Source organism: Streptomyces sp. NPDC006655 (assembly GCF_040703965.1).
Taxonomy (GTDB): Bacteria; Actinomycetota; Actinomycetes; order Streptomycetales; family Streptomycetaceae; genus Streptomyces.
Map to the genome: position 1 here is coordinate 178,896 of NZ_JBEYJU010000005.1, position 17,760 is coordinate 196,655.

The 17,760-nt window shown below is 70.6% G+C and carries 20 protein-coding genes; 12 read left to right on the top strand and 8 right to left on the bottom strand.

Annotation, left to right across the window (positions count from 1 at the left end; genetic code table 11):
- Both AB0958_RS04765 and AB0958_RS04770 read left to right on the top strand, forming a co-directional pair.
- Nucleotides 1–1,104, top strand: coding sequence for a hypothetical protein (locus AB0958_RS04765; RefSeq protein WP_366888853.1), 1,104 nt, complete (start codon nt 1–3; stop codon nt 1,102–1,104).
- A complete protein-coding gene (locus AB0958_RS04770) occupies nt 1,101–1,739 on the top strand; it encodes a response regulator (RefSeq protein WP_366888854.1) in 639 nt (212 codons plus the stop codon). The genes AB0958_RS04765 and AB0958_RS04770 overlap by 4 nt, the downstream gene beginning before the upstream one ends.
- Here AB0958_RS04770 and AB0958_RS04775 read toward each other — a convergent pair.
- The 3 genes from AB0958_RS04775 to AB0958_RS04785 all read right to left on the bottom strand — a co-directional run bounded on the left by AB0958_RS04775 (nt 1,732) and on the right by AB0958_RS04785 (nt 3,438).
- Nucleotides 1,732–2,394, bottom strand: a complete 663-nt coding sequence (locus AB0958_RS04775; protein ID WP_366888855.1) for a DUF5063 domain-containing protein — start codon at nt 2,392–2,394, stop codon at nt 1,732–1,734. The genes AB0958_RS04770 and AB0958_RS04775 overlap by 8 nt on opposite strands.
- A complete protein-coding gene (recR, locus tag AB0958_RS04780; RefSeq protein ID WP_366888856.1) occupies nt 2,387–2,986 on the bottom strand; it encodes a recombination mediator RecR in 600 nt (199 codons plus the stop codon). The genes AB0958_RS04775 and recR overlap by 8 nt, the downstream gene beginning before the upstream one ends.
- 107 nt (nt 2,987–3,093) lie before the next feature.
- Complete coding sequence (locus tag AB0958_RS04785; RefSeq protein ID WP_366888857.1) at nt 3,094–3,438, bottom strand: YbaB/EbfC family nucleoid-associated protein; 345 nt, start codon at nt 3,436–3,438, stop codon at nt 3,094–3,096.
- Nucleotides 3,439–3,734: 296 nt separating this feature from the next.
- On the opposite strand from AB0958_RS04785, the gene AB0958_RS04790 reads away from it, so the two are divergent.
- Nucleotides 3,735–4,487, top strand: coding sequence for an SLATT domain-containing protein (locus AB0958_RS04790; protein WP_366888858.1), 753 nt, complete (start codon nt 3,735–3,737; stop codon nt 4,485–4,487).
- A 377-nt stretch (nt 4,488–4,864) separates the two neighbouring features.
- Nucleotides 4,865–6,019, top strand: coding sequence for a Gfo/Idh/MocA family oxidoreductase (locus tag AB0958_RS04795; protein ID WP_366888859.1), 1,155 nt, complete (start codon nt 4,865–4,867; stop codon nt 6,017–6,019).
- Nucleotides 6,020–6,130: 111 nt separating this feature from the next.
- Here AB0958_RS04795 and AB0958_RS04800 read toward each other — a convergent pair whose 3' ends face one another.
- Nucleotides 6,131–7,870: a serine/threonine-protein kinase gene (locus tag AB0958_RS04800; protein WP_366888860.1), complete on the bottom strand. Its 1,740-nt coding sequence runs from the start codon at nt 7,868–7,870 to the stop codon at nt 6,131–6,133.
- Nucleotides 7,871–8,080: 210 nt separating this feature from the next.
- On the opposite strand from AB0958_RS04800, the gene AB0958_RS04805 reads away from it, so the two are divergent.
- The 5 genes from AB0958_RS04805 (at nt 8,081) to AB0958_RS04825 (ending at nt 13,895) form a co-directional block, all read left to right on the top strand.
- A complete protein-coding gene (locus AB0958_RS04805; protein ID WP_366888861.1) occupies nt 8,081–9,436 on the top strand; it encodes an aspartate aminotransferase family protein in 1,356 nt (451 codons plus the stop codon).
- A gap of 128 nt (nt 9,437–9,564) precedes the next feature.
- The gene (locus AB0958_RS04810) at nt 9,565–10,263 is read left to right on the top strand and encodes a GntR family transcriptional regulator (RefSeq protein WP_366888862.1); all 699 of its coding nucleotides are present in this window, start codon (nt 9,565–9,567) and stop codon (nt 10,261–10,263) included.
- A complete protein-coding gene (locus AB0958_RS04815) occupies nt 10,260–12,758 on the top strand; it encodes a dolichyl-phosphate beta-glucosyltransferase (protein WP_366888863.1) in 2,499 nt (832 codons plus the stop codon). The genes AB0958_RS04810 and AB0958_RS04815 overlap by 4 nt, the downstream gene beginning before the upstream one ends.
- Nucleotides 12,759–12,847: 89 nt before the next feature.
- A complete protein-coding gene (locus tag AB0958_RS04820; protein WP_132889559.1) occupies nt 12,848–13,498 on the top strand; it encodes a hypothetical protein in 651 nt (216 codons plus the stop codon).
- A 139-nt stretch (nt 13,499–13,637) separates the two neighbouring features.
- Nucleotides 13,638–13,895: a hypothetical protein gene (locus tag AB0958_RS04825; protein WP_358978952.1), complete on the top strand. Its 258-nt coding sequence runs from the start codon at nt 13,638–13,640 to the stop codon at nt 13,893–13,895.
- A gap of 102 nt (nt 13,896–13,997) precedes the next feature.
- Here AB0958_RS04825 and AB0958_RS04830 read toward each other — a convergent pair whose 3' ends face one another.
- The 4 genes from AB0958_RS04830 to AB0958_RS04845 all read right to left on the bottom strand — a co-directional run bounded on the left by AB0958_RS04830 (nt 13,998) and on the right by AB0958_RS04845 (nt 15,685).
- The gene (locus tag AB0958_RS04830) at nt 13,998–14,453 is read right to left on the bottom strand and encodes a hypothetical protein (RefSeq protein ID WP_366888864.1); all 456 of its coding nucleotides are present in this window, start codon (nt 14,451–14,453) and stop codon (nt 13,998–14,000) included.
- The gene (locus AB0958_RS04835) at nt 14,450–14,716 is read right to left on the bottom strand and encodes a hypothetical protein (RefSeq protein ID WP_360511783.1); all 267 of its coding nucleotides are present in this window, start codon (nt 14,714–14,716) and stop codon (nt 14,450–14,452) included. The genes AB0958_RS04830 and AB0958_RS04835 overlap by 4 nt, the downstream gene beginning before the upstream one ends.
- A gap of 75 nt (nt 14,717–14,791) precedes the next feature.
- On the bottom strand, nt 14,792–15,115 hold the full coding sequence (locus AB0958_RS04840; RefSeq protein ID WP_366888865.1) for a hypothetical protein: 324 nt from the start codon (nt 15,113–15,115) through the stop codon (nt 14,792–14,794).
- Between the two features lie 162 nt (nt 15,116–15,277).
- Entirely contained in the window at nt 15,278–15,685 is a 408-nt protein-coding gene (locus AB0958_RS04845; RefSeq protein WP_366888866.1) for a hypothetical protein, read from the bottom strand.
- A gap of 124 nt (nt 15,686–15,809) precedes the next feature.
- On the opposite strand from AB0958_RS04845, the gene AB0958_RS04850 reads away from it, so the two are divergent.
- Genes AB0958_RS04850 through AB0958_RS04860 form a run of 3 tightly spaced genes read left to right on the top strand, consistent with a single transcriptional unit; the run spans nt 15,810 to nt 17,642 of the window.
- On the top strand, nt 15,810–16,652 hold the full coding sequence (locus AB0958_RS04850) for a helix-turn-helix transcriptional regulator (protein WP_366888875.1): 843 nt from the start codon (nt 15,810–15,812) through the stop codon (nt 16,650–16,652).
- Nucleotides 16,649–16,888 carry a DUF397 domain-containing protein gene (locus AB0958_RS04855; protein WP_366888867.1) on the top strand — a complete coding sequence of 80 codons (240 nt, stop codon included), beginning with the start codon at nt 16,649–16,651 and terminating at the stop codon, nt 16,886–16,888. Before AB0958_RS04850 ends, AB0958_RS04855 begins: the two co-directional genes overlap by 4 nt.
- Nucleotides 16,889–16,901: 13 nt before the next feature.
- Nucleotides 16,902–17,642 carry a methyltransferase domain-containing protein gene (locus AB0958_RS04860; RefSeq protein WP_366888868.1) on the top strand — a complete coding sequence of 247 codons (741 nt, stop codon included), beginning with the start codon at nt 16,902–16,904 and terminating at the stop codon, nt 17,640–17,642.
- Nucleotides 17,643–17,760 lie beyond the last annotated feature (118 nt).

The window sequence follows — 17,760 nt, forward strand, 5'->3', positions numbered from 1 at the left end:
ATGGCCTCCCCGCCGCCCGGTCCGCCTCTGCCCGATCCGCTCGACTCACTGCGTCTCGACGCCGAGCAGGTGAGCACCGCGGCCGCCTTTCACGAGTCGTACGCGCGCTTCATACTGCAGAACACCGACCAGAGACGCGACGACTTCGAGGCCGCCCTGATCGAGGCCGCCTCCGCCTACCGACTCGCGGGACAGTGGCGACTGCTGGTCGACCCGGTGGTTGGCGTGAAACTGCTGCTCACCTCCGCCTCGTTACTCGACCAGGCAGATCTCATGTACGGCTCCTTCCTCCATGCCTCGCTGGCACCGGACAGGGTTCGCGACAAGAGCGACGCCTGGACACGCAGGCTCCTGCGCACCGACGGGCGGCCGTACGACGAACCCGAGCCTTCGACCGTCGGGCACGCCCGCCCTGCACGCGAGCGCCCGGCTCCGGCCCGCGAGTCGGAAGCGATCCTCGACCACGTCCAACAGCAGACCTATCTCCTGCTGGCCTGCGCGGCGTTGACCACACCCGGCAGCAGGCAGGCGACGCAGCTCAGGGCATTCGCGGCTCGGTCACCGCACCGGGACGGCGTCGTCCCCATGGGATCGATGGCCGTGCCGGTGCGGACCTTCTGGGGCCTGGCGCTGGACATGCTTTCCCCCGAGGACGAATCGGCCGCCCGGTCGTACGCCAGAACACTCACCGAACTGTCCCGCGCTTACGCCAGGACGGTGGACCTCGCCATGGCGAACACCCTGACGTGGTTCAACGCCGCGGCCCCGATCGACGTGGCGGACCTGGACGTGATCGGCACGGTGGCGATGGGTGTGCGGCGTTTCGGCTTGGACAGGATGCAGGACCTGCTGCTCACGGACGGCGTCGAACTGCCCGATGTGGCCCTGGTGCCGCTGGACCTCGGCAGGGAAGTGGCGGATCTCGACGTGCCGCCACGGGGTGAGCCGGACCTGGGCCCGCGTCCGCCGCACTGGGCCGAGGACATGGACGTCCTGCCTGACGACACTGACCTGACCGGACCGGTTGACATGCCTGGCTCGGATGACCTTGGGCCGGATGACCTCGGGCCGGAGGACCGTGGGCCGGATCTTGGGGGGCCATGATGAAGGACGCGACGGAGTTGATTCGAGCCCTGACCGGGCTGGCCTGGCCGGTGTTCGCCGCGTGGGTGGTGTGGAAGCTGCTTCCGGAGATCCGGGACATCGTCAGCAAGCGGAGCTTCAGCCTCAAGGTGGGCAACAACGAACTGACGGTGCAGCAGTTCACGGACCAGGTCGTCGAGACCACCGCGGAACTCCAACGGCAGGTCACGGCCCGGACGGAACCGGCACCCCAGTCACAGCACGTCCTGCGCAGGATCCTGTGGGTCGATGACACTCCCGCCGACAACGCTTATCAGGCGGGTCAGTTACAGGCCATGGGTGTGGAGGTCGTGCAGACCGAGTCCACGGACGAGGGACTGCGGGCCCTGCGAAGGGCATCCCGGCCCTTCGACGCGGTGATCACCGACATGGGCCGCGCCGAGGCCGGCGGCTTCGACCCGGACGCCGGGCTCACGCTGATCCGGAGGATCCGCGAGGCAGGCGCCACGATGCCGGTGTTCGTCTACGGCGGCTCCGGTGCGATGGCCCGCCGGGACCAGGTGGCCGCCGCCGGGGGCGACGGCGTCACACAGACCCCGAGCGAGCTGTTCGCCCTGTTGGGCGGGGTGGGCCGGTTCCCGAGGACGGCTACTTGACCGGCCCGAGGCCCAGTGTTCCGCCGATCTCCTGTTGCATGACCTGGCCCGCCTCGAACTCCAGGGTCTCGTCGCCGATGGTGTCCTGGTCGGTGTCCAGGCCGTCCAGCTCCTCCAGGGGCTGGTTCAGGCGGACGTGGATGAGGACGGACTGGAGGGCGCGCAGGACCGCGGAGGCGGTGGGGCCCCAGTTGGAGAAGTAGGAGAACTGCCACCACCACAGGGCCTCCGTGGTGCGGCCCGCCCGGTAGTGGGCCATGCCGTGGCGCAGGTCGGTGATGATGTCGGCGAGGTCGTCCGAGATCCGGGCCGGTACGGGGGCCTTGCGGGGCTCGTAGGGGTCGAAGACCTCGGAGTAGACGTCGATCGGGTCCAGGAGGCGCGCGAAGTTCTCGCGGAGCTGGTCGACGTCCGGCTCCGGGCCCATGTCCGGCTCGTAGCGCTCGTCGGGGACGATGTCCTCGTGCGCGCCGAGGCGGCCGCCGGCCAGCAGGAGCTGGGAGACCTCCAGGAGGAGGAAGGGGACCGCCGAGTCCGGCTCGTCGCCCTTCGCCACCTCCGTGACGGCCACCAGGAAGCTCTCCACCTGGTCCGCGATCTGGACCGCGAAGTCGTCCGGGTTCAGCGTCGTGTCGTGCAGCGTGGCGTCAGACATCTAGGAGTCGTCTCCCCTCGAAGGCGCGCCCGAGGGTGACCTCGTCCGCGTATTCCAGGTCGCCACCCACCGGGAGGCCGCTGGCCAGGCGGGTGACCTTCAGGCCCATGGGTTTGATCATGCGGGCGAGGTAGGTGGCCGTGGCCTCGCCCTCCAGGTTCGGGTCCGTGGCCAGGATCAGCTCGGTGACCGTGCCGTCGGCCAGCCGGGCGAGGAGCTCCCTGATGCGCAGGTCGTCGGGGCCGACGCCCTCGATCGGGCTGATCGCCCCGCCGAGCACGTGGTAACGGCCCCGGAACTCCCGGGTCCGCTCGATCGCGACGACGTCCTTGGGCTCCTCCACCACACAGATCACCGTGGAGTCGCGGCGGGCGTCGCGGCAGATGTTGCACAGTTCCTCCTGTGCCACGTTGCCGCAGGCCGCGCAGAAGCGGACCTTCGCCTTCACCTCCAGCAGGGCCTGCGCGAGACGCCGTACGTCCGTGGGCTCCGCCTGGAGGATGTGGAAGGCGATCCGCTGCGCGCTCTTCGGACCGACGCCGGGCAGCCGCCCCAGCTCGTCGATGAGGTCCTGGACCACGCCTTCGTACAACGGACTGCCCTTCCTGGAGTCTTTCGGTACGTACCGTAGTTGGCTGCCGCCTGTCCTAGGAAGGCGGTACCGGTGTCGCGTGGGCGACGAACATCAGAACGGCCAGTTCAGAACGGCAGCCCGGGGATGCCGCTGCCGCCGCCCAGGCCCTGGGCCAGCGGGCCCAGTTTCTGCTGCTGGAGGGTCTCCGCGTTCTCGTTGGCCGCCTGCACGGCCGCGACGATCAGGTCGGCGAGGGTCTCGGTGTCGTCCGGGTCCACCGCCTTCGGGTCGATCTTCAGCGCGCGCAGCTCGCCGGAGCCGGTCACGGTGGCCCGTACCAGACCGCCGCCCGCCTGTCCGTCGACCTCCGTGTTCGCCAGCTCCTCCTGGGCCCGTGCCAGGTCCTGCTGCATCTTCTGGGCCTGCTGGAGCAGCTGCTGCATGTTGGGCTGGCCACCACCGGGGATCACGATCAGCTCCTGGGTGTCGATTCTCGGTTGTCCCGTTGTGCATGAGCCTACGTGGTCGACGCAGCCATCGCCCCGCCACTCTTTCGAGTGAGAATCACCGGAGGTCTATACCTGATCAAGGGCCACTTCTGGGCGGAAAAGAGGCGAAAGCCAAGCCTTCGCCACCCATTGGGCGGTAGGAAGGGTTCCCGTCGTCAGCATCCATTGTCAGGTCCCGTGCGGTGGCCGGCGTCGTGTTCAATGCCATGGCCCGCGTCACGGAACGTGACCGGTGGGGATCAGTTAGGGAGTGCCTGGTGGGTCAGCCGGAGATGCAGCCCGAGGGACCGCGTCAGGACGGGCGGGGCGAGGGTGCGGCCGGACTGCGGCCGGGCGATCTGGCCGGGCGCGCGTTCCCGCTCGGGGACTGGGGCGAGCCGGCCGAGCGGCTCGACGAGCTGTACCGGTGGGTGGAGCGCGGGGCGCTGGAGACGGCCGCGTGGTACCTGGCGGACCGGGTGTGGAAGCGGCGGGGGGCGCGGGCGCTGCGCGGCGGGGCGGCCGTGGGGGCGGTGCTGGGGGCGGCGCTGCCGCTGCTCGACCTGACCGGAGTGGTCGGCGGGGTCGCGCCCTGGGGGTATCTCGCGCTGCTGACGGCGGTGGCGTGCGTGGGCGTCGACCGGTTCTTCGGGGTGACGTCGGGCTGGATAAGGGACATGGCCACCGCGCAGGCCGTGCAGCGGCGGCTCCAGGTGCTCCAGTTCGACTGGGCGTCGGAGAGCGTGCGGGAGGTGCTCGGGCCGGCGGAGGGGACGGCGAGCGAGGCGGCTGAGCGGTGCCTGGCGGTGCTGCGGAGGTTCTCGGAGGACGTGACCGAGCTGGTCCGTACGGAGACGGCCGACTGGATGGTGGAGTTCCGGACCGGGTCGGCGCCGCTGGCGATCCAGGCGGCGGTGGCGACCGGGCCGCGGGGGGAGGCGGGGCAACTGCACGGCCGCTTCCCGCTGCCGCCGGGGACGAACGGGGCCCGCCCGAACATGCCTCGGCAACGGCCCCCGGAGCCCAGGTGAGGGGGGCGTAGGCCGTCGGTCGGCCGCGGGTGCGTCGTTGGCTGGTCGCGCAGTTCCCCGCGCCCCCTTAGGGGCGCCTGGGCTCACGTGCCCCGAAGGGGCGCTGGGGGTACCCCCGGCCGGAGGCTGGGGGAGGAACTGCGCGAGCAACCACCGCGGCGCCGCGGACGACCATCCGACGCTCACCCACCCCCCGGCGCCGCCCGTACCCCCCCGCACCTCCATAAACGGCGTCGGGGCGGTCATGCCGCGGACCGTTCCGCACTCATTCCCAGCATTGTAAGGACGCCCGTATGTCTTGACATCAGTGGAAGCGGGCCCGCATCGTGGGCGGGCAGTTCCTGGAACGGTCCACAACCGTGGTGAAAGGGCAGCCCATGGTGCGCACGCTCGGCGTCGCCGTCGTCGGATTCGGCTGGATGGGACGGGTGCACACCCAGGCCTACCGGCGGCTCCCCCACCACTACCCGCAGCTGGCCGTGCGCCCCGAGCTGGTGACCGTCGCCGAGGAGGTGCCGGGCCGGGCCGAGGAGGCGGCCGACGTCTTCGGGTTCCGGCACACCACCCGCAACTGGCGCGAGGTCGCCGCCGACCCGCGGATCCACGCCGTCAGCATCACCGCGCCGAACTTCCTGCACCGGGAGATCGGCGTCGCCATGGCGGAGGCCGGCAAGCACATCTGGATCGAGAAGCCGGTCGGCCTGACCGCCGAGGACGCCACCGCCGTACGGGACGCGGTCCGCAAGGCCGGCGTCCAGGGCACCGTCGGCTTCAACTACCGCAACGCGCCCGCCGTCTCCTACGCCCGTGAGCTGATCGCCTCCGGCGAGCTGGGCGCCGTCACCCATGTCCGCATCCGGCTCCTCAGCGACTACGCGGCCCACCCCGACGGTGCCCTGACCTGGCGCTACGAGCGGGCCCGCGGCGGCGGAGGCGTCCTCGGCGACCTGGCCTCGCACGGCGTCGACCTGGCCCGCCACCTGCTCGGGGACATCACCGCGCTCGCCGCCGACACCGCCGTCTTCATCCCCGAGCGCGCCCGGCCCACCGGCGCCACCGCCGGCCACACCCTGGCCACCGGCGGCGCGCTCGGCCCGGTCGAGAACGAGGACTACGTCAACTGCCTGCTGCGCTTCGCCTCCGGCGCCCGCGGCGTCCTGGAGGCCTCCCGGGTCTCGGTCGGCGAGCAGAACAACTACGGCTTCGAGGTGCACGGCACCAAGGGCGCCGTCTTCTGGGACTACCGGCGGATGGGCGAGCTGGGCGTCAGCCGCGGCACCTCCTACCAGGACCAGCCCGTCAGCACCGTGTTCGTCGGCCCCGGCCACGGCGAGTACGCCGCCTTCCAGCCCGGCGCGGCCAACGCCATGGGCTACGACGACCTCAAGGTGATCGAGGCCCGCGCCTTCCTGCGCTCCGTCGCCGAGGGCACCCCGTACGGCGCGACCCTCGACGACGCCGTGCACAGCGCGACCGCCCTCGACGCGATGAGCCGCTCGGCCGCGTCGGGCAGCTGGGAGAACGTCGGATGACCGGGATGCCCAGGGTGCTGCCCGAGTAGCCGAAGCCGCGCTCCGCGGACAAAGCGGCGGGCCGTCCGGATGTTTTCAGAAGGCGGCACCTGCCGGTTCGGGCCAGCCGGTTCACCCCTTGCTGTACGTCAGGCTCTCGCCGCCGCCCTTCGTCGCCCTCTTCAGCCTGCCGTCCGGCAGCAGGGTCACCTCGGTGGGGTCTCCGGCGGTGCAGGACGAGAGGGGCTTGCCCGACGTGACCGTGGACGGCCCTATGGCCAGCGGGCCGCCGGCACCGGGGCGGTCGGCGAGCTTCGCCGTGAACTCGCAGCGGTAGCCGGGTCCGGCGGCGACCAGGGTGAGGACCGTGTCGCCCACCGCGCCCTGCCGGATGGTCAGTTCGCGGGTGTTGTGACCGGTGGAGTTGTCTATGGCGGTGGTCCAGGTGCCCAGGAAGGAGGTGGGCACCACCGGGCTGGTCGACGCGGACGGCGACGGGGTGGGCGACGGCTCCTCGGAGGTGGTCGGGGCGGCGGCCGAGGTGGTGGGGGTGGGCCGGTCGGACCCCTTGGCGTCGTCGCCGCTGCCACCGTTGTTCAGGAGCGCGTAGACCGAGCCGCCCGCGGCCAGCATCACGATCAGGGCGACGGTGACGAGGAGCGCGGTGGAGCGGGTGCGGCGGGGTTCGTCGGTGGCCTCGGGATCGTAGGGCGGGGGCGGCGGGGGTGGCGGGGTGTAGACCGGCGGGGTGGGGGCCGGGTCCGGGGTGACGACGGTGGTGTAGGGGTTGTACGGGGTGGGCTGGGGGTGGGGTTGCGGGTAGCCGTAGGCGGGGTGGGCCGTGGTGTGCTCGGGGGGTGTGCTGTGGTGGGGTGGCTGCGGGTGGGGTGGCTGCGGGTGGGCCGTGGCGCGCGCCTCCTGATCGGTCGAGGCCCGCAGGGCGCCGGGGACCGTCGGGTCCTCCACCTCCAGCAACTCCACGGCGTGACGGCCCAGTTGGGCCACGAGGGAACCGGGCAGCCAAGGGTCCCTCGATCGGCCCTGTTCGACCGTGTCGACCGCTCCCGTCCGGAGCAGGATCGCGTCCAGGGACGGGCGGGACGCCGGGTCCTTGCGCAGGCAGTCGCGGACCACGTCGGCGATGCCCTCGGGGAGACCGGACAGGTCGGGGTCCTCCTGGGCGATACGGAACAGCACGGCGTGCTCGCCGCCCTCGGTGGAGCCGAAGGGCAGCCGGCCGGTCGCCGCGTAGGCCAGCACCGAACCGAGGCAGAAGACGTCGCACGCCGGGGTGATCCGGTCGCCGCGCACCTGCTCGGGTGCCATGAAACCCGGCGAGCCGACCAGCGAGCCGGTCCGGGTGAGCCCCTCCCCCGGCGAGGTCTCCAGCGCCCGCGCGATACCGAAGTCGATGACCCGGGGCCCCTCGATCGTGAGCATCACGTTGGACGGCTTGAGGTCGCGGTGCACGATCCCGGCCGCGTGGATGTTGGCCAGCGCGTGCGCGAGCCCGGCCGCGAGGATGCGCACCGACCGCTCCGGCAGCGGCCCGTGGTCGTGCTCGACGACCCGCTGGAGGCTCGGCCCGGCCACATAGCCGGTGGCCACCCAGGGCACCTCGGCCTCGGTGTCGGCGTCCAGCACGGGCGCGGTCCAGAACCCGCCGACCCGCTGGGCGTTGCGCACCTCCTGCCGGAAGCGCGCCCGGAACTCCTCCTGCGCGGCCAGCTCCGCCCGCACCAGCTTCACGGCGACCGTACGGCCCCGCTCCGACCGGGCGAGATACACGTGCCCCATGCCGCCCGCACCCAGCCGCGCGAGCAGCCGGTAGCTCCCGATGTGCTGCGGATCCCCCGGCCCCAGCTTCTCCATGGCAGATCCGCCCCTCCTCCACAGGTGTGATCGAGCCGAGAATATTCCGGCCGTGCGGGCCGCCGAGCCCCGCCCTGTCTACGGTTCCGTAACAGGTACCGGACGGCCGGGCACATCCACCGGTTGTGGACAACGTGTCGCGGAATCCGCCGGAGCACGGAACATGTCGCCGATATCGCGCCCCCTCCCGGCGCTCCTACGCTCCCCGCCATGACCCCTCTCCCGAACCCCCAGGCCGGAGCCGCCGTGAAGGCGGCCGATCGCGCGCACGTCTTCCACTCGTGGTCCGCGCAGGACCTCATCGACCCGCTGGCCGTGGCCGGTGCCGAAGGGTCGTACTTCTGGGACTACGACGGCAGGCGGTACCTGGACTTCACCAGCGGGCTCGTCTTCACCAACGTCGGCTACCAGCACCCGAAGGTCGTCGCCGCCGTCCAGGAGCAGGCCGCGAGGATGACGACCTTCGCGCCCGCCTTCGCCGTCGAGGCGCGTTCGGAGGCGGCCCGGCTGATCGCCGAGCGGACGCCGGGCGACCTGGACAGAATCTTCTTCACCAACGGCGGCGCCGACGCGATCGAGCACGCGATGCGGATGGCCCGGCTGCACACGGGCCGCCCGAAGGTGCTGTCCGCGTACCGCTCGTACCACGGGGGCACGCAGCAGGCGATCAACCTCACCGGCGACCCGCGCCGCTGGGCCTCCGACGGCGCCGCCGCCGGGGTCGTGCACTTCTGGGCGCCCTTCCTCTACCGCTCCCGCTTCTACGCGGAGACCGAGGAGCAGGAGGCGGCCCGGGCACTGGAGCACCTGGAGACGACGATCGCCTTCGAGGGGCCGGCGACCGTCGCCGCGATCGTCCTGGAGACGATCCCCGGGACCGCCGGGATCATGGTGCCGCCGCCGGGATACCTCGCGGGGGTCCGGGAGATCTGCGACAAGTACGGGATCGTCTTCGTCCTGGACGAGGTGATGGCCGGGTTCGGGCGGACCGGTGAGTGGTTCGCCGCCGACCTGTTCGGTGTCGTACCGGACCTGATGACCTTCGCCAAGGGTGTGAACAGCGGGTACGTGCCGCTCGGGGGTGTGGCGATCAGCGACCGGATCGCCGAGACCTTCGGGAAGCGGCCCTACCCGGGCGGGCTGACGTACTCCGGGCATCCGCTGGCGTGTGCCGCGGCCGTCGCCACCATCGGCGTGATGGCCGAGGAGGGGGTCGTCGAGAACGCCCGGCGGCTCGGCGCGGAGGTCGTCGGGCCTGCGCTCGCCGCACTCGCCGAACGGCATCCGAGCGTCGGCGAGGTGCGCGGCACCGGCATGTTCTGGGCGCTCGAACTGGTACGGAACCGGGAGACCCGGGAGCCGCTGGTGCCGTACAACGCGACGGGTGAGGCGAACGCGCCGATGGCCGCGTTCACGGCGGCCGCCAAGGAGCGCGGGCTGTGGCCGTTCGTGAACATGAACCGGACGCATGTCGTCCCGCCGTGCAACGTCACCGAGGCGGAGCTGAAGGAGGGGTTCGCCGCGCTGGACGCCGCGCTGGGCGTGGCCGACGAGTACACGGTGTGAGGTCACGGGCGTCCTTCAGCGCGGGGAAGAAGACGTACGGAGGCAACCCGAACGCGTAAGGTGGCGTGCTCGTAGATGTACATGTAAGCGAGCACGTCACCCGAACGCGTGAGGAGAGGCACCCGACGATGCCCGGCAACGGCGCTGTGACGCGCAGTACCCTGCGCCAGCAGATCGCGGACGCGCTCCGTGACGAGGTGCTCGCCGGGCGACTCCAGCCGGGTCGCGAGTTCACGGTCAAGGAGATCGCCGACCAGTACGGGGTCTCCGCCACGCCGGTCCGCGAGGCCCTGGTCGACCTGTCCGCGCAGGGCATCCTCGAAGCCGACCAGCACCGCGGCTTCCGCGTCCCCGAGTACACCCTGGCCGACTACCGGGGCATGATCGAGGCTCGCAGCATGGTCATCGACGGCATGTTCCACGCGCTGGCCGACGGCCACCACCCCGCCTTCGAGGCCCCCCAGGACCCCCGCGTCGCCGCCGCCCTGGCCGCGGTCCGCCGCCGCGGCGAGGAGGCGCGGCGCGCCGCGACCGCCGGTGACCTCATCATCCTCATCGGCTACGACCTGCGGTTCTGGCGCGAGCTCTCCGCCCTGTTCGGCAACCCCTACCTCGGCGACTTCCTGCACCGGCTGCGTGTCCAGTCCTGGGTGTGCGCGGTCCAGCAGCTGCGGCGGCTGCCCGATCTACGCGGGTATCTGTGGGCCCGGCACACGGAGTTGGTGGACGCGCTGGTCCGCCGTGACGCGGAGACCGCCCGGGGGATCGTCGCCGCGTACAACACCCACTCCCTCGCCCTCATCGAGCGACTGTCGGAGAACGGATGACGGAGCCCATGGAACGGGCCGACACGGAACCGGCCGACGCGGAACGAGCCGACACGGAACCGGCCGACGCGGAACGGGCCGACACGGAGGAAGTCGACCTTTCCGTCGTCATCCCCGCGTACAACGAGGAGGCGCGGCTCGGGCCCACCCTCGACGCCGTCACCCGTTACCTCGCGGACAACGGGAGCCGTTTCGGCTGCTGGGAAGTGATCGTCTCCGACGACGGTTCGACCGACGGCACCCGCGAGGTCGCCGCCCTGGCACACCCGCGCGTCCGGCTGGTCACCGCCGGCCGCAACCGGGGCAAGGGCAACGCGCTGCGCCTCGGCGTCGCCGCGACGACGGGCGCCCGGGTGCTGGTCACCGACGCCGACCTGGCCGCCCCGATCGAGGAGCTGGAGCGGCTGGACAAGGCGCTCAGCGAGGGCAACGCGGCGGCGATCGGCTCGCGCGCGGTGCCCGGCGCCGAGATAGCCGACCACCAGCACCGGCTGCGCGAGCTGCTCGGCCGGGCCGGGAACCTGCTGATACGTGCGACCGCGGTGCCCGGCCTGCGGGACACCCAGTGCGGCTTCAAACTGTTCGACGGCGACCTGGCCCGTGAGGCGTTCGCCGCGTCCCGCCTCGACGGCTGGGGCATCGACGTCGAGGTCCTCCAGCACCTGCACCGGGCCGACCACCCCATCGCCGAGGTCCCGGTCCGCTGGAGCCACCAGCCGGGCTCGAAGGTGGGCCCGCTGGACTACCCGCGGGTCCTCGGCGACCTGGTCCTGCTGCGGCTGCGCCGGCTGCGCCCGGCCGACCTGCTGGTCACGGCCCTCTTCCTCGTCCTGTCCGTGGCGCTGTACGCGCACCGCTTCTTCGACCCCGGCCACCGCTACCTCGTCGACTCCATCCAGGACCAGAACCAGTGGGAGTGGTTCTTCGCGGTGACCGCGGACAACCTCGCGCACCTGCGCAACCCGCTCTTCTCCGACCTCCAGAACTTCCCCGACGGCGTGAACCTGATGGCCAACACGGTCATGCTGGGCATGTCCGTCCCGTTCGCCCCGCTCACCCTGCTCGCCGGACCGGCCGTCTCGCTCTCCGTCTGCATGGCGCTGGGCCTCGCCGCGACCGCCGTCGCCTGGTACTGGCTGATCGTCAAGCGGGTGGTACGGCACCGGGGCGCGGCCTTCGTCGGCGCGGCCCTCGCGGCCTTCGCGCCGCCGATGGTCAGCCACGCCAACGCGCACCCGAACTTCGTGATCCTGTTCATGATCCCGCTGATCGTCGACCGCGTGCTGCGGCTGGCGACCGGCGCACGGGTCCGGCGGGACGGGATCGTCCTCGGCGTGCTGACGGCGTACCAGGTGTTCCTGGGCGAGGAGCCGCTGCTGCTGGCCGCGCTGGGGATGGCGCTGTTCGCGGTCGCCTACGCGACGGTACGTCCTGACGTGGCGAAGGAGGCCTGGCGCCCGCTCGGCAAGGGGCTGCTGGTGGCCGGGGCGGTCTGCCTCCCGCTGGTGGCCTTCCCCCTCTACTGGCAGTTCACGGGCCCGCAGAGCTACCACAGCGTGCTGCACGGCGACAACGCCGGAAACAGCCCGCTCTCCCTGCTGGCCTTCGCCGAACGGTCGCTGCTCTTCGGCGACGCGGCCCGTGCCAACGAGCTCTCCCTGAACCCCACCGAACAGAACGCCTTCTACGGCTGGCCGCTGGTCCTGCTCGCCTTCGCGATCGTCGTACGCCTGTGGGAACGGCCGCTGGTCAAGGCGCTGGCGTTCACCTCGCTGGCCGCGGCGGTGCTGTCGCTCGGCCCGAAGATCCGGATCCCGCTGACGGACACGGTGTACCCGGGGCCCTGGGCGCTGGTGCGGAAGTTCCCGCTGTTCGAATCGGTGATCGAGGGCCGGGTCGCGATGATCTGCGCGCCCGCGCTGGGCGTGCTGCTGGCCGTCTTCCTGGAGAAGGTGCTGTCCACCCGGCGGATCGGCACCCTCTACGCCGGCCTGCTCTCGGTCGCCCTCGCCCTGCTCCCGATCGTCCCCGCACCCCTGAAGGCGACCCCGCGGGAGCCGGTCCCGGCGTTCATCACGAGCGGGGCGTGGAAGTCGTACGTCGGCCGGGGCGAGTCCCTCGTACCGCTTCCGCTGCCCGATCCCGGCGCCGCGGAGGCGCTGCACTGGCAGACCACCGCCGACCTCGGTTTCACGATGCCCGGCGGATACTTCAACGGCCCGTACGGCGATGATCGCATCGGTATCTACGGCGCCGTCCCGCGCTACACCTCCGACATGCTGCGGGACGTCCGCTACACCGGGAAGGTGCCGGTGATCGGGAGGAACTGGCGGGCGCAGGCGAAGCAGGACTTCGCGTACTGGAAGGCGGGCGTCCTGGTGGTCGCCCCGCAGCCCAACGACGACAAACTCCGGCAGGCCGTGACGGCACTGACCGGAAAACCCGGTAAGTGGACGGGCGGGGTCTGGGTATGGGACCTGCACGAGGGGAGCTGACCGCCCCCGCACCGACTACTCTTCCCAGACCGCACACGTCATCCCAGACCGCACACGACCTGTGAACGCGCTGATACGAGGAGCCCTCTTTGGCCTGTGACCTCTGGCTGGTACCGCTCGTCGACGTGTTGTGCCACACGCCCGACAATCCGTTCGCCGAGGAACTCGCGCAATACAACAAGGTGCTCGCCGAGGCCGGACTGCCACCGGTGCCGGTGTACCAGTACATGCCCGGCCTGTCCGGCGAGGTGGCACCCGTGGCCGGCTTCGACTACGACGCGCTCCACTTCCTGCGCCGCGCGTACCTGCTCCAGGTCTGCGGCCTGCCCGTGTCCCCCGTGGACGACCTCGGCGGCGACTACGAGCAGCTCCTGGAGATGTTCGAGTCCACGGCCCAGCAGTCCCACCTCGTGTGGCACTACGACCACGCCGGCGCCTACGTCCCGGTCGACTTCCCCAGCCCGCTCTCCAGCGACGAACTCCTCGCGAGCGGCGGCCCGCTGGGCTCCTCGCACGCGCTGCTGCGGGAGCTGGAGTACGTCGCCCCGTCGATCGGCATCGACCCCGCGAACCCCCCGGCCGCACCGCAACCCCCGGCCGTCCCCACGGACTTGGAGGAACCCGCGGTCCCGGCCCCCTACGACCCCAGCCCCTTCGCCCGCGAACGGCACGTATGGCTGGGCCTGCATGCGGCGGCGACCCGCAGCCTGGCCCAGGGTTCGATGATCGTCTTCAGCTGACGGTCCGTGAAACCGCCCCCGTACGGCGGAACCCCATATGGCTCCTCCGGGGAGCGCGGCGAGAGATGTCGATCTAGCCTCCGAAATGAGCGCTTATCAGATCTTTTACCGCGCGCTCCAGTGAACCCAAGGAGGAGACATGCGCAAGCTTCAGAAGGCAGCTGTTGCGGTCGCCGTCATCGGCGGCGTCAGTTTCATGGGTGCCGTCCCGGCCACCGCCCTCGCGCCCCAGGGCGGCCACCACCACGGCGGCGGTTGCCGGTCGCACGACTTCAACCTCGACATCCTCGGTGAGGTGGGCATCGCCAACGGCCTCGCCGGCAACCTCCTCAACGGTGAGGGCAGCCCGGGTGCACAGTTCACCGACATCGGTTCCGACTGCGGCCAGGACTGGTAGGCCGCCACGCGCCCACTGAACCGGCCTTGAACCGCGTGATCATCTCTGAGTGAAGTGGACAAGGCTCCGGACCGCGTCGGTCCGGAGCCTTGGGGTGTGCGGTCAGCCCTGCTCGACGATCCGGATGGTGCGGATGCCCGTCCCCCGGTACCGCATTGGCGTCCTGGTCAGAACCGGACGGCCACGCGGCCACTCGACGGTCGGCAGGGCGAGGTGCAGCACATGGGCACCACTCCAGTCCGGCTCGTCCTTCTCGTCCTCCCTGTTCTCCGCCTCGCCGTTCGCGGCACGCAGTCGCTTGCCGACGGCGGTGGCCGCCGCGAAGTCGAGCCCTTCGATGGTGACGGACGGCAGCGCGCCGACGTGCTCGGCGACCCCGGCCCGCTCCCGCTCCGCCGCGGCGAGGCTCACCGCGGGGATGTACACCCGCAACGCCGCATCCTTCTCCGCCTCGACGACCAGCCGGGAGGCCATCCTGTTGCCGGCCCCGAGCGCCAGGGCCGCCGTGTCGTCGAAGATGACGGCGCGCGGCAGCGGGTACCGCTCCTCCTGGCTCACTGGACCTCCCCGATCCGCCCCGACTCGATGGCGGCCCACAGCTGCTCGCCGGCCTTCTCGTCCTCTTCCGTGTAGGGCCTGCCGAGGAAGTGCTCCTCGACGTACGCCCTGGTCTCCTCGTACCGCTTGCGCAGCTCTTCCTTGGTGGGCGTGGCTCCGGCCAGCTCCGCCACGAGGTCCCGCATGCTCATCCCACGTTCCCGGGCGAGCTCCTGGAGGCGGTCACGGACAGCGGGGTCGACCTTGATCGTGGTGTCAGCCATGAGTACAGTATACCGTCGGTATACCACCTCGGGGCGCACAAGTGTGACAGTCAACGACGTTCCCTTCTCTGCTTTCTAGGCTGCCACGAGGCGAACTTTTTGCATTTCACCCGTGGGTGTCGCCGATTCGTACGGCCTGTCGAATACTTCGCAGACCGTCGAGTACTGCCGGGTCACCGGGTCCCGCGTCACCACCCGGCGCAGATAACCCCGATCCTCCAGCTCACGCAGGGAGGCGACGACCGACATCCACCCTTCCCGGCGCCGCTCGGCGAGCATGCGCTCGGTGATCCAGGAACCGTCGGGCAGCCCCAAGAGGTACGTCAGTACGCCTACCGCGCCCCAGGACAGACGACGGTCCCCGAAACGGGTGCGGGCAAGGGCTGCGAAGGCGCGCACGGGCGCCATACGATGAACGCGCATCGGGAGGGCTCACTCCTGGTGTCGAGCCCCCGGGTGTTGGCGCACCGCGGGGGCAATCTGTTGATCGTGACTTTAGGGCTCTGCAAAGAGCCGAACGCAAGCCAGAATCCCTTTTTCCTGGCGCCACGTTGACGGAATTCACTCCGGGGAGTGAAGTGCGGAACGCAGCAAGCGCGTGTGCACGAAACGGTCCGGGCAGGTCGGCCGATACCGCCAGGACAACGGCCAGGTCATGTCGTCCAGCGCGGGGATCGGGATGTACGACACCCGCGCCGGATCCGCCGTCAACCTGGTCACCTCAGCAGGCCACGGCAGATGATCCGTGCTCCCGGCCGGCACCAGGAAGTACACGCACCGCCGCCCACCTACGACCTCGATGACGGGCCCGGGATCGCCTCCCGTCATTTCCGCAAGCCGATCGGCAAGCCGCCGCCCCCACTCCCCGTCGTCCACCCGAACGGCATCGAACTGCACACCGGCTTTGCGGAGTTGCACGCCGCGCGCCGGAATCCAGCAGAGCTTTAAGGGGTCACTTTCCGTGTTCATGGGATCAGTTTCGGCACTGACGGCTACCGTCGCCATAACCCAGAGTCAAGAGCTGCAAACTCTGGGATTTCGGGGTTCGGTGGTTGTGACCGTTTGAGTTCGGTTGAGTTCGGGGGTGACCGCAATGGCGCGGACTGAGAACAAGGCGGAAGCGGGCAGCACGGCACAGCTCCTGGCCGCCCTCGCGAAGGCCTTCCGCGAGCAACAGGATTTGACGCAGGAGGAGTTGGGCAAGCGAATCGGTTACACCGGATCCGCGATCAGCGCGATGGAAACGGGAACGCAGCCCGCCAGCGACAAGATGCTCGCCAAGCTGGAGGAGACGATCGGCGGTGGACTGGGCATCTTCGAGAAGGCACGCACGTTCGTCCTGCTGGACAGGTATCCGGCCCAGTTCAAGAACTTCGCGCTGGTGGAGCAGGAGGCGGTGACGCTGTCGTCGTACCAGACGTTCGTGGTCGACGGCCTGTTCCAAACCCCGCAGTACGCGCGGGCGCTGATCGGCGGAGGCTTCCCGAAGCTGCCGGAGGAGAAGGTGGAGGAACTGGTCGAGGCACGGGTGGCACGGCGTGCGCTGTTCGACCGGGCGGAACCGACGGCGATGATCGAGCTGATCCTGGAGGAGTCGGTACTGCGGCGGCCGTTCGGGAGCTGGGAGGTGCTGCGCGACCAATTGCGGTCGCTTGCGGAGGACGCCGAGCGGGACAATGTGAGTATCCAAGTGCTGCCGACTGACCGGGGCTTGAGGACCGGGCACGCAGGCGCACGCGGAGACATGCAACTGGTGGAGACCAAGGAGCATCACCGCTTGGTCTACATGGAGATCGAGGACGAAAGTGTGCTGGTCAGCGATCCCGCGAAGGTCGCTCGCCTCACCCACCGGTATGCGAAGATCCGAACCCAAGCGCTGAGCTCGGATGACTCGCTGAGCCTCATCCGGAAGTTGGCAGGAGAAGAGCGGACATGACGAGCACCCTGCATTGGTTCAAGTCGAGCTACAGCAACGACAGCGGCGGTCAATGCGTCGAGACCGCCTACACCTGGCGCAAGTCCTCCTACAGCGACGACGGCGGTGGGAACTGCGTCGAAATATCCCCCTGCCCCCACGCCATCCACGTCCGCGACTCCAAGACGCCCCCCGACGGCCCCCACCTCACCCTCTCCCCCGCCGCCTGGGGCGCCTTCCTCGGTTCGGTCGGGTGACGGGACGCGGCCCGTGGAGAGCATCCCCGCCAACCGGCGGCTCTGGAACCGGATCAGCAGCGCCTACCAGCACGAGCACGACCCGCAGATCGGCGCCGCACCCCGGCTGTGGGGCATGTACTCCATCCCCGACGCGCACCTGCGCGCCCTGGGCGACGTCACCGGCAAGCGCGTCCTCGAACTCGGCTGCGGCGCCGGCCAGTGGTCCAGGGCGCTCGCCGCCGAGGGCGCCACCGTGGTCGGGCTGGACCTGTCGGAGGCCCAGCTCGCGGCGGCGGCCCGCGCGAGGGGCACGGCCCGCTACCCGCTGGTGCAAGGCGCCGCAGAACAACTCCCCTTCGCCGCCGACAGCTTCGACCTGGTGTTCTGCGACTTCGGCGGGCTCAGCTGGGCGCCCCCGCACCTGGCCGTCCCGCAGGCCGCACGCGTCCTGCGCCGGGGCGGGCGCCTGGTGTTCAACGTCGCCAGCCCATGGTTCGAAGCCTGCTACGACGAAGACGCAGGCCGCGTGACCACGTCGCTGCAACAGGACTACTTCGGGCTGGACACCATCGCCGAGGGCGACGGCGCGACGAGCTATCAGCTCACCTACGGCGACTGGGTCAGGGTCCTGCGCGGCACGGGTCTCGTCATCGACGACCTCATCGAGCCGCGGCCCGAACCCGGAACACCCAACGGCTACAACGAGACCGACCCACCCGACTGGGCACACCGCTGGCCGGCCGAACTGCTCTGGGTGACCCACAAAGCGTGAGGTCCGCCGCGCCGGGAGGTGGCCCTAGGGCCCTTCTGATGGATCTCCGTGGGAGAAGGAGCGGCGTTCGGTGCGTGCGATCGGCGTGCGGGGTGGCGGGTCATGTGGCGGAGCCACC

Excerpts from the sequence above, each read along its gene's own strand:
- AB0958_RS04765 (WP_366888853.1), top strand. The coding sequence starts at position 1 with ATGGCCTCCCCGCCGCCCGGTCCGCCTCTGCCCGATCCGCTCGACTCA.
- AB0958_RS04770 (WP_366888854.1), top strand. The coding sequence starts at position 1,101 with ATGATGAAGGACGCGACGGAGTTGATTCGAGCCCTGACCGGGCTGGCC.
- AB0958_RS04775 (WP_366888855.1), bottom strand. The coding sequence starts at position 2,394 with ATGTCTGACGCCACGCTGCACGACACGACGCTGAACCCGGACGACTTC.
- AB0958_RS04795 (WP_366888859.1), top strand. The coding sequence starts at position 4,865 with ATGGTGCGCACGCTCGGCGTCGCCGTCGTCGGATTCGGCTGGATGGGA.
- AB0958_RS04800 (WP_366888860.1), bottom strand. The coding sequence starts at position 7,870 with ATGGAGAAGCTGGGGCCGGGGGATCCGCAGCACATCGGGAGCTACCGG.
- AB0958_RS04805 (WP_366888861.1), top strand. The coding sequence starts at position 8,081 with ATGACCCCTCTCCCGAACCCCCAGGCCGGAGCCGCCGTGAAGGCGGCC.
- AB0958_RS04810 (WP_366888862.1), top strand. The coding sequence starts at position 9,565 with ATGCCCGGCAACGGCGCTGTGACGCGCAGTACCCTGCGCCAGCAGATC.
- AB0958_RS04815 (WP_366888863.1), top strand. The coding sequence starts at position 10,260 with ATGACGGAGCCCATGGAACGGGCCGACACGGAACCGGCCGACGCGGAA.
- AB0958_RS04825 (WP_358978952.1), top strand. The coding sequence starts at position 13,638 with ATGCGCAAGCTTCAGAAGGCAGCTGTTGCGGTCGCCGTCATCGGCGGC.
- AB0958_RS04835 (WP_360511783.1), bottom strand. The coding sequence starts at position 14,716 with ATGGCTGACACCACGATCAAGGTCGACCCCGCTGTCCGTGACCGCCTC.
- AB0958_RS04845 (WP_366888866.1), bottom strand. The coding sequence starts at position 15,685 with ATGAACACGGAAAGTGACCCCTTAAAGCTCTGCTGGATTCCGGCGCGC.
- AB0958_RS04850 (WP_366888875.1), top strand. The coding sequence starts at position 15,810 with ATGGCGCGGACTGAGAACAAGGCGGAAGCGGGCAGCACGGCACAGCTC.
- AB0958_RS04855 (WP_366888867.1), top strand. The coding sequence starts at position 16,649 with ATGACGAGCACCCTGCATTGGTTCAAGTCGAGCTACAGCAACGACAGC.